The sequence below is a fragment of the Paracoccus sp. Z118 genome (genome assembly GCF_019061185.1).
Classification (GTDB): Bacteria; Pseudomonadota; Alphaproteobacteria; order Rhodobacterales; family Rhodobacteraceae; genus Paracoccus.
This window is the reverse complement of record NZ_JAHQZU010000046.1, coordinates 1-7,935: the sequence shown is the minus strand read 5'-3', so window position 1 is coordinate 7,935 and position 7,935 is coordinate 1. Positions and strand designations below refer to the sequence as shown.

The 7,935-nt window shown below is 67.5% G+C and carries 7 protein-coding genes and 2 pseudogenes; 2 read left to right on the top strand and 7 right to left on the bottom strand.

The features are described 5' to 3' along the window. Positions 1 to 115 precede the first annotated feature (115 nt). The 7 genes from KTN05_RS16685 to KTN05_RS16655 form a co-directional block, all read right to left on the bottom strand. Positions 116 to 790, bottom strand: a complete 675-nt coding sequence (locus KTN05_RS16685) for an HAD family phosphatase (protein ID WP_217330513.1) — start codon at positions 788 to 790, stop codon at positions 116 to 118. Next, on the bottom strand, positions 787 to 1,548 hold the full coding sequence (locus tag KTN05_RS16680; RefSeq protein ID WP_217330512.1) for a glycerophosphodiester phosphodiesterase family protein: 762 nt from the start codon (positions 1,546 to 1,548) through the stop codon (positions 787 to 789). The genes KTN05_RS16685 and KTN05_RS16680 overlap by 4 nt, the downstream gene beginning before the upstream one ends. A 20-nt stretch (positions 1,549 to 1,568) precedes the next feature. Then, complete coding sequence (locus tag KTN05_RS16675; RefSeq protein WP_217330511.1) at positions 1,569 to 2,429, bottom strand: ABC transporter permease; 861 nt, start codon at positions 2,427 to 2,429, stop codon at positions 1,569 to 1,571. Between the two features lie 10 nt (positions 2,430 to 2,439). After that, the gene (locus KTN05_RS16670) at positions 2,440 to 3,369 is read right to left on the bottom strand and encodes an ABC transporter permease (RefSeq protein ID WP_217330510.1); all 930 of its coding nucleotides are present in this window, start codon (positions 3,367 to 3,369) and stop codon (positions 2,440 to 2,442) included. 7 nt (positions 3,370 to 3,376) lie between these two features. Then, the gene (locus KTN05_RS16665; RefSeq protein WP_217330509.1) at positions 3,377 to 4,354 is read right to left on the bottom strand and encodes an ABC transporter ATP-binding protein; all 978 of its coding nucleotides are present in this window, start codon (positions 4,352 to 4,354) and stop codon (positions 3,377 to 3,379) included. Next, positions 4,351 to 5,337 (bottom strand): ABC transporter ATP-binding protein, encoded by a 987-nt coding sequence (locus KTN05_RS16660; RefSeq protein WP_217330508.1) that lies wholly within the window; start codon positions 5,335 to 5,337, stop codon positions 4,351 to 4,353. Before KTN05_RS16660 ends, KTN05_RS16665 begins: the two co-directional genes overlap by 4 nt. A 64-nt stretch (positions 5,338 to 5,401) precedes the next feature. Beyond that, on the bottom strand, positions 5,402 to 7,033 hold the full coding sequence (locus tag KTN05_RS16655; protein ID WP_217330507.1) for an ABC transporter substrate-binding protein: 1,632 nt from the start codon (positions 7,031 to 7,033) through the stop codon (positions 5,402 to 5,404). Positions 7,034 to 7,129: 96 nt separating this feature from the next. Here KTN05_RS16655 and KTN05_RS18780 point away from each other — a divergent pair. Then, positions 7,130 to 7,333 (top strand): annotated as a pseudogene (locus KTN05_RS18780) (hypothetical protein); the annotation flags it as partial. 285 nt (positions 7,334 to 7,618) lie between these two features. Beyond that, positions 7,619 to 7,935, top strand: a pseudogene (locus KTN05_RS16645) (hypothetical protein); the annotation flags it as partial.

The window sequence follows — 7,935 nt, the reverse complement described above, 5'->3', positions numbered from 1 at the left end:
GACACCCGCAAAGCGCCATCGAAGACCTCATGCCCTGGCGCTTCAACCAGCCGTCAAGCATCGCCGCATAGGGCAACGACCTCGCGCTTACGATCGGTCATGGAATGGTCCCGGTTCAGGCCGCGAGGGGAAGTAGGTGGCGGGCAAGGAGGTCGTGAAACTCGCCCATGCCGTGGACGACGTGATCGGCGCCGGCGTCACGCAGCACCTGCGCATGGCCGCTGCGATGTTCCGATGGGCCGATGAAGCCCACGGCAAGGCAGCCGGCGGCGACTGCGCAAAGGACGCCGTGCGGGTTGTCGTCGATGAAGATTGCCTGTTCGGGCGCGACGCCCAGCCGTTCGGCGGCGAACAGCGCGAGATCGGGCGCGGGCTTGGGCGCCGCTACCTGCTCGGCGGAATAGATGTGGGGGCCGAAACGCCCGGCCAGCGGGGTGCGCGCGATGGAACGGTCCAGCCGCATGATCGCCGAGTTCGAGCAGACCGCCATCGGCACGTCGAAGCGGGACAGCACTTCCTCGATCCCCTCGATATGCGGGATGTCGCGATCGAACATCTCGAACAGGATGCGGTCGGATTCGGCATAGACCGCCGCCGCGTCGAGGCCCGCTTTCCGCATCAGCGCCATGCTCGCCGACGCCGAGTTGCCGGAAAAGATCCGGGCCGCCTCGTGCTGGGTCATGGGGATGCCCGCAGCCGTGACCGCGCAGGCCAGCGCCTCGCAGCCCGCCGGCTCGCTGTCCAGCAGCACGCCGTCGCAGTCGAACAGGATCGCCTCGTAAGCTCTCATGCCGGGACGCCTTCCCGCATCAGTTCGCGCACCAGTACGGGGTTGTCGGACACGAGGAAGCCCGGCGCGCGTTCGATCCAGCGGCGGATCAGGGCTGGATCGTTGATGGTCCAGACCGAGCAGGATTCCAGCGGGCGGAGGCGGGCGATGAGGTCGAACTCGGCCTCGAACAGCTCGTGGTGGATGCCGACCACTTCGACGAGACCGTCAACGCTTTTCAGGAACGCCGCGATACCCCCCTGCCGTTCGGCCCATGCGCGGTTCACCGAGATGAGCCGGCGCAGGTCCGGCGCGACGGCGCGGATATGCTGCACCACGTCGATGTCGAAACTGTGCAGGACAGAACGCTCGGCCAGACCGAAGCGGCGCAGCGTCTCGACCGTCCGTTCCACCAGCCCCGGATAGGGCGTGCCGTTCTCGTCGGGCTTCAGCTCGACATAAAGTTCGGTTCCGGCATGGGGCGCGAGGATTTCCAGCACATCCTCAAGGCTCGGCACGCCCTCGTCGATCGGCGCGCCGTCCGGTCCCCGCAGCCGCAGGGCCTTGCGGCTTTCCGGCGTCAGGTCGCGCACGCGGCCGGTCCCGTCGGTGGTGCGGTCGAGCGTGGCGTCGTGGATCACCACGACCTCGCCCGCGTCGCTCAGGTGCAGGTCGAACTCGATGGCGTCGAAACCGTGGCGGACGGTTTCGCGGAATCCGAGAGCCGAGTTTTCGGCCCACAGGTTGCGGGCCCCGCGATGGGCCATGATCTTGGGCATTTCGGTCTTTCTTGAGAGGGTTAACGGATTGTCGGGTCCAGCCGGTCGCGCAGCCAGTCCCCGAGCAGCGAAATCGAGAGCGTCGTCATCACGATCACCGCCGAGGGCGCGAGCATGATCCACGGCGCGCGGGTCAGGTATTCACGCCCGAAGCCGACCATGTTGCCGAGCGAGCTTTGCGGCGGCTGCACCCCGAGCCCGAGGAAGCTGAGCCCGGATTCCATCAGGATGATTTCCGGGAAGGTCAGCGTCATCGACACGATCAGGGTCGAGGCGACGTTGGGCAGGATGTGGCGCAGATAGACGCGCGAAGGCGTGGCCCCGAGCTGCACCACCGCCCCCGCATAGCCCTGCGCCGAGGCCGAGATCGCAAGGCCGCGGGCGATGCGGGCATAGCGTTCCCAGCCGTAGAAGCCCATCAGGCAGACCAGCAGCGCCATGGACGACCCGAAGAAGGCCAGCACCGCCAGCGACATGATCATGAACGGCAGCGCCGCCTGAAAATCGGCCAGCGCCATGACCAGATGCTCGACCCAGCCGCGGAACTGCGCGGCCAGAAAGCCCAGCGTCGTGCCGAACACCGCCGACAGGATCGTCGCCCCGAAGGCGATGACCAGCGACACCCGGACCGACTGGATCAGCCGCGACAGCACATCCCGGCCAAGCTCGTCGGTGCCCAGCCAGTAGCCCGGCGTTCCGACCGGCAGCAGCCGGGCGGACAGGTTCATGGCGGTGATGTCGTAGGGCCGCAGCCAGTCGGCGAAGATCGCCGTCAGCACCATCAGCGCGATCCAGGCCACCGCGAGGCCGACCAGCCAGGGCATCCTGATGCGGGTCCGGGTCAGCAGCCTCGGGGCGGCGATTGCGGCAGTATCGGCCATGACTTCGTCCTCAGTGGGCGGCGCGCTTCTGGCGCAGGCGAGGGTCGAGCAGCCCATAGGCGAAATCGACACACAGGTTGGCGACGACCATCGACGCCGCGATCACCAGCAGCAGGCATTGCACCACCGCCAGATCGCGGTTGGCGACCGACACGACGATCAGCCGGCCGACTCCGGGCCAGGAAAAGATGCTTTCGACGACGACCGCGCCGGCGATCAGCGCGCCGACCATGAAGCCGATCAGCGTGATGATCGGGATTACCGCATTCGGCAGCGCGTGCTTCCAGACGACATCCCGCCACGGCAGGCCCTTGGCCATCGCGGTGCGGATATAGGGCTGGCCCAGCACCTCGATCATGGCCGACCGCGAGAACCGGGCGAGGATGCCGATGCCGCCGATCGACAGCGTGGCGATCGGCAGGATCGCGTGCTGCCATGTGTCCTGCCCGCCCGAGGGCAGCCAGCCCAGCGTCACCGCGAAGATCAGCACCAGCACCAGCCCGAGGACGAAGGACGGGATCGTGAAGCCGAAGATCGACAGCATGATGACGCCCCGATCCGCGACGGACTCGCGGTGCAGCGCCGCATAGACGCCGGCCGGGATGCCGATGCCGATTTTCAGGATCAGCGCCGGAATGGTGATGGCGAGCGTCGCGGGGATACGTTCCAGCACCAGATCGAGCGCCGGCGACTGGTCGCGCATCGACACGCCGAAGTCGAAGGTCAGGATCTGCTCCAGATACGCGAGGTATTGCTGCCAGATCGGATCGTTCAGCCCCCAGCGCTCGCGGAAGGCATCGACCGCATCCTGCGGCGCGTCGGGGCCCAGAAGCACCTGCGCCGGGTCGCCCGACATCCGCAGCACGACAAAGGCGAAGGTCATCACCAGAACGATGGTCAGCGCCGCGCGGGCGATCTTGGCCAGGATGAATGGAAACATGGGAACCTCAGGCCGCCTGCCGCGCCGCAGCGGGCAACTTCAGACAGGCCGCAAGCCGGCCGCCGTGGGTTTCGAGTTCGGGAACCGTCGCGGCGCAGGCGGCATCCGCCAGCCGGCAGCGGGGGTGGAAGGCGCAGCCGGATGGCCGCGCGGCGGGGTTCGGCGGCTCTCCGTGCAGGATGATGCGGCCTTCCAGCCCCTGCCCCGCCTGCGGGATCGAGGAGACCAGCGCCTGCGTATAGGGGTGGCGCGGGTCCGCGAAGTTGCGGTCCGAGGGCGCTTCCTCGACCACGCGGCCCAGATACATGACCGCCACCCGGTCGCAGATGTTGCGGACAACCTTCAGGTCGTGGCTGATGAAGACCATCGTCAGCCCGTCCTGTTCCTGAAGGTCGCGCAGCAGGTTCACCACCTGCGCCTGAATGGACACGTCGAGGGCCGAGACCGGCTCGTCGCAGACCAGAAAACGCGGGTTCGTGGCGAGGGCGCGGGCGATGACCACGCGCTGGCGCTGGCCGCCGGACAGCTCATGCGGATAGCGGTCGGCCTGATCGCGGCGCAGCCCGACTCTCGCCATCAGTCCGGCTACGCGTTCGGCCAGTTCGGGGCCTTTCGCGCGGTCGTGGATCTCCAGCGGCTCGGCGATCTGGCGGGCGATTGTCATGCGGCGGTCAAGCGCGGCCAGCGGGTCCTGAAAGATCAGCTGCATCTGTGCCCGAAGCCGGCGCCAATGCTCGGTCCGGGGGGCGGGCATCGGCTGGCCGTGATACAGCACCTTGCCCGCAAAGGGCGTCTCCAGCCCCAGCAGCATCCGGCCAAGCGTCGATTTCCCCGAACCGGATTCGCCGACGATGCCGAGAATTTCGCCTTCCTGGACAGCCAGGTCGATGCCGTTCACAGCGCGGACCGTGCTGGCCTGACCGAACAGCGGCTTGCCGGTGGTGTATTGCTGGACGAGCCCGCGGGCTTCGACAAGGACGCTCATGCCACCGCCGCCTGTCGTTCACGCGCCGCCGCGCGCGTCGCTTCCGGGTGGAAACAGGCGACGAAGCCGCCCCGGACCTGCGGCTTCAGCTCGGGCAGATGGCTCTGGCAGAACCCGGACGCGCGGGGACAGCGCGGCGCAAAGGCGCAGCCCGGCGGCAGGTGCTTCGGGTCCGGGACCGTGCCCTCGATGGGCCGCAGCCGCGCACGGCCGGCGTCCATTTCCGGGATCGCGTCGAACAGGCCGCGCGTATAGGGGTGCTTCGGCCCCGTGAAAAGCCGGGCGATGTCGTTCGCCTCGACGATCCGGCCGGCATACATCACCGCCGCGCGGTCGCAGACGGCGGACACCGCGCCGAGATCGTGGCTGATCAGAACCATCGCCATCCCCGTCTCGCGCCGGATGGACGACAGAAGATCGAGGATCTGCGCCTGGATCGTGGCGTCCAGCGCCGTGGTCGGCTCATCCGCGATCAGCAGGTCGGGCTGACCCGCCAGCGCCATGGCGATCATGATGCGCTGGCACTGACCGCCCGAGAACTCGTGCGGGTAAAGGTCGATGCGCGTTGCGGCGGACGGGATGCCGACCATGTCCAGCAGGCGGACGGCTTCGTTCCGCGCGGCCGCGCCCCGCAGGCCGCGATGCAGGCGGAGGCTTTCCCCGATCTGCCGACCGACACGATGGACCGGGTTCAGCGACGAGGACGGGTCCTGAAAGATCATGGCGATCCGCGCGCCGCGAACCGCCTCGACCTCGGCCGGACGGGCGCCGATGAGTTCCTGCCCCTCGATCGTGACCGAACCCGAAATCTGCGCCTTGCCGGGCAGAAGTCCCAGCGCCGCGAGCCAAGTCACCGACTTGCCGCAGCCGCTTTCGCCTACCAGGCCGACAGTTTCGCCCTTGCCGATATCCAGATCAATGCCGTGCAGAACCTGAACGCCGTCGAACGCGACGCGCAGATCCCGGATGGAGACGAACGACATCAGCCGCCCTCCTGCTTTCCGATGGAAGGCGGGGCGGGCACGCAGGCCCGCACCGCCGGAATGGTCAGACGGTCCAGTTCGCCGCGCGGAAATCCATCGCGAAGGCGGGGGCGGCCTTCCAGTTCAGCTCCGACTTCATGCCGGTGAACACGGCGTTCTGGTGCAGCACCGTATAGGCCGGGTCCTCGCGCTCGCAGATCTCCAGCATGCGGGCATGGGCCTTCTGGCGCGCGGCGGCGTCCATCGAGGTTTCCATGACGGCCGAAAGCTCGTTCATCTCGTCGTTCCAGTAGTTGCGCTTCTGCTGCGCCTCGCCGTTGGGACCGAACTGGACGACCAGCGGCGTGACCGGATCGTTGATGTTGTTCGAGGCCGACCAGTCGAAGACGCCGCGCGTTCCTTCGGGGTCGTGGATCTGGCCCCAGTTCTCCTTCATCTCGATCTCGACGTTCAGGCCGACCTGCTTCCACATCTCGACCAGCACCTGCGCCGTGGGCGTCTGGTTGGTGTAGTAGTTGTTCAGCAGCCGGTAGGGGATCGGATCGCCGTTGTAGCCCGCCTGTTTCAGCAGGTCGCGGGCAAGTTCCGGGTTGTAGTCCGGCGCGGCCCAGCCCTCGACGAACATGTTCGAGGTCCTGAAGCTGTCGAACTGCAAGCCGGCCGGAATGTCGGTCTGCCCGCCCCACAGCGCATCGACGATGGCCTGACGGTCGATGGAATGGGTGAAGGCGCGGCGCACCAGCGGATCGGCGAGGATCTCGTTCTGCTTGTTGAAGACGGTGACGCGGTGGTTCCAGATGGTCGAGGACTGGACTTCCAGCCCCGGCGCGTCCGAGATCGTCGCGATCTGGTCCGGCGGCAGGTCGCAGGCAAAGTCGTATTCGCCCGACAGCAGCCCGTTCACGCGGCTCGCCACCTCGGGGACTTCCACGAAGCGGATGCGTTCCAGCGGCGGGCGGCCGCCCCAGTAGTCGTCGAAGGCCACCAGCGTCAGCGACACGTCCGGCCGGAACTCCTCGACCCTGTAGGGGCCGGTGCTGACGGGCCTGTTCGCCCATTCGGCGTAGGTGGCGGCCTCATCCCAGGCGCGCCTGTTCGCGATCTGCGAGCCGAAGGCGTAAAGGCGGCCTTCCAGCGTGATGTCCGGCGTCGCGTTGTGGAAGCGGACGGTGTATCTGTCCACCGCCTCGACCCCGCGCAGCGCCGGCCACAAGCGGCGCGCCACACCGGGGACGCTGGCAGGCAGTTCCTTGGCGTTCTGCGGCTTGAAGTTTTCCGCATAAAGCGTCTTGCCGCCCGCGGGTTCGGTCCCGGCGAACAGGCGTTCGTCCGAGAAGGAAAACACCACGTCCTCGGCGGTCAGCTCGTCGCCGTTGTGGAACCTGACGCCCTGCCGCAGCTTCAGTTCGATGGTCCTGTCGTCCAGCCGCGTCCATTCGGTCGCCAGCCCAGGAACCGGACCCTGGTTGCCCATCCAGTCGCGCAGGATCAGCCCTTCCCAGAGGTTCGGAAAGAACACCCGCTCGCCCACGTTCGACTGTTCGTACCAGATATCCAGCGTGTTGTTGTTGGTGATCTTCTGCACCGCGATCGTGATGGAACGGCGCGGCGCCTGCGCCATCAGGTGGCGCGGCAGGATCAGCGATCCCGCGGCGGCGCCGAAAAGACCGAGGGTGTGGCGGCGGTTGATAAGCATGGCTCTCTCTTCGCTGTTCGCGGAAGCAACCTCGGCGCTTCCTTTCGCCGTGCCTTCTGATGCCTGCATGTTGCAGTCCCGTGACCTGCGGATGACATTCAGGTAAAATCCGCGCCCAAACGGGCGTCCATTTGGGCGGCTCGAGGGGATCGAGAGGGTCAGCAGGCGGAGCGGGCGCGGATTGCGGCCGAGGAGGTCGTCTACGGCACACCCACCCCCGAGGCCGAGAACGACATCGAGCAGGCGACCGCACTCACCCGGCGGATGGTTACGCGTTGGGGCCTGAGCGACAGGCTGCATGGTCCAGCTTGCCCTGCGCGAAAACAGCCGGGTGGGACAAGGCAACGCTCGCCTGCCCGGCACCAGGCCCTACAGCGACGCAACCCCAGAGCGGATCGACCTCGAAATCGCCCGCATCATCGACAAATGCCGCGCGGACGCCAGACGCCTGCTGCGCGAGCACCGCAAACGAATGGACGCACTGGTGACGGCCGGGCGGAGCGGGAGGCGCTGGACGAGCCGGAGATATCGAACGCAACCGGCCTGGCGCCCGCTCAACCCCGGGGACGAGCTACCTCTGCAGACTTGGCCGCCGGTCTGCGCGATGTTCGGCCAGGCGCGCCCGCATTGCGGCCTTCCGAGGATTTGCAAACCGGGCGCGGTCCCGTCAGTCTCGGCACGGTCATCGGAGATCTGGTTGCCGCCTTGAAACCCCGCCGACATATCCTGCGACCCATCGCCGCGGCGCGCGTGCTGACGGGGCGTCGTCGCTCGCCGGCAGCCGACCTGGCGCTCGCGACCGTGCTCGCCGGCGTCGCGGGTGCGTCGAACGCGGGCGGCTTCTTCGCGCTTGGCGCCTATACGTCGCACATGACCGGCTATCTCTCGCAACTTGCCGACAA

Excerpts from the sequence above, each read along its gene's own strand:
- KTN05_RS16655 (WP_217330507.1), bottom strand. The coding sequence starts at position 7,033 with ATGCTTATCAACCGCCGCCACACCCTCGGTCTTTTCGGCGCCGCCGCG.
- KTN05_RS16685 (WP_217330513.1), bottom strand. The coding sequence starts at position 790 with ATGAGAGCTTACGAGGCGATCCTGTTCGACTGCGACGGCGTGCTGCTG.
- KTN05_RS16670 (WP_217330510.1), bottom strand. The coding sequence starts at position 3,369 with ATGTTTCCATTCATCCTGGCCAAGATCGCCCGCGCGGCGCTGACCATC.
- KTN05_RS16665 (WP_217330509.1), bottom strand. The coding sequence starts at position 4,354 with ATGAGCGTCCTTGTCGAAGCCCGCGGGCTCGTCCAGCAATACACCACC.
- KTN05_RS16680 (WP_217330512.1), bottom strand. The coding sequence starts at position 1,548 with ATGCCCAAGATCATGGCCCATCGCGGGGCCCGCAACCTGTGGGCCGAA.
- KTN05_RS16675 (WP_217330511.1), bottom strand. The coding sequence starts at position 2,429 with ATGGCCGATACTGCCGCAATCGCCGCCCCGAGGCTGCTGACCCGGACC.
- KTN05_RS16660 (WP_217330508.1), bottom strand. The coding sequence starts at position 5,337 with ATGTCGTTCGTCTCCATCCGGGATCTGCGCGTCGCGTTCGACGGCGTT.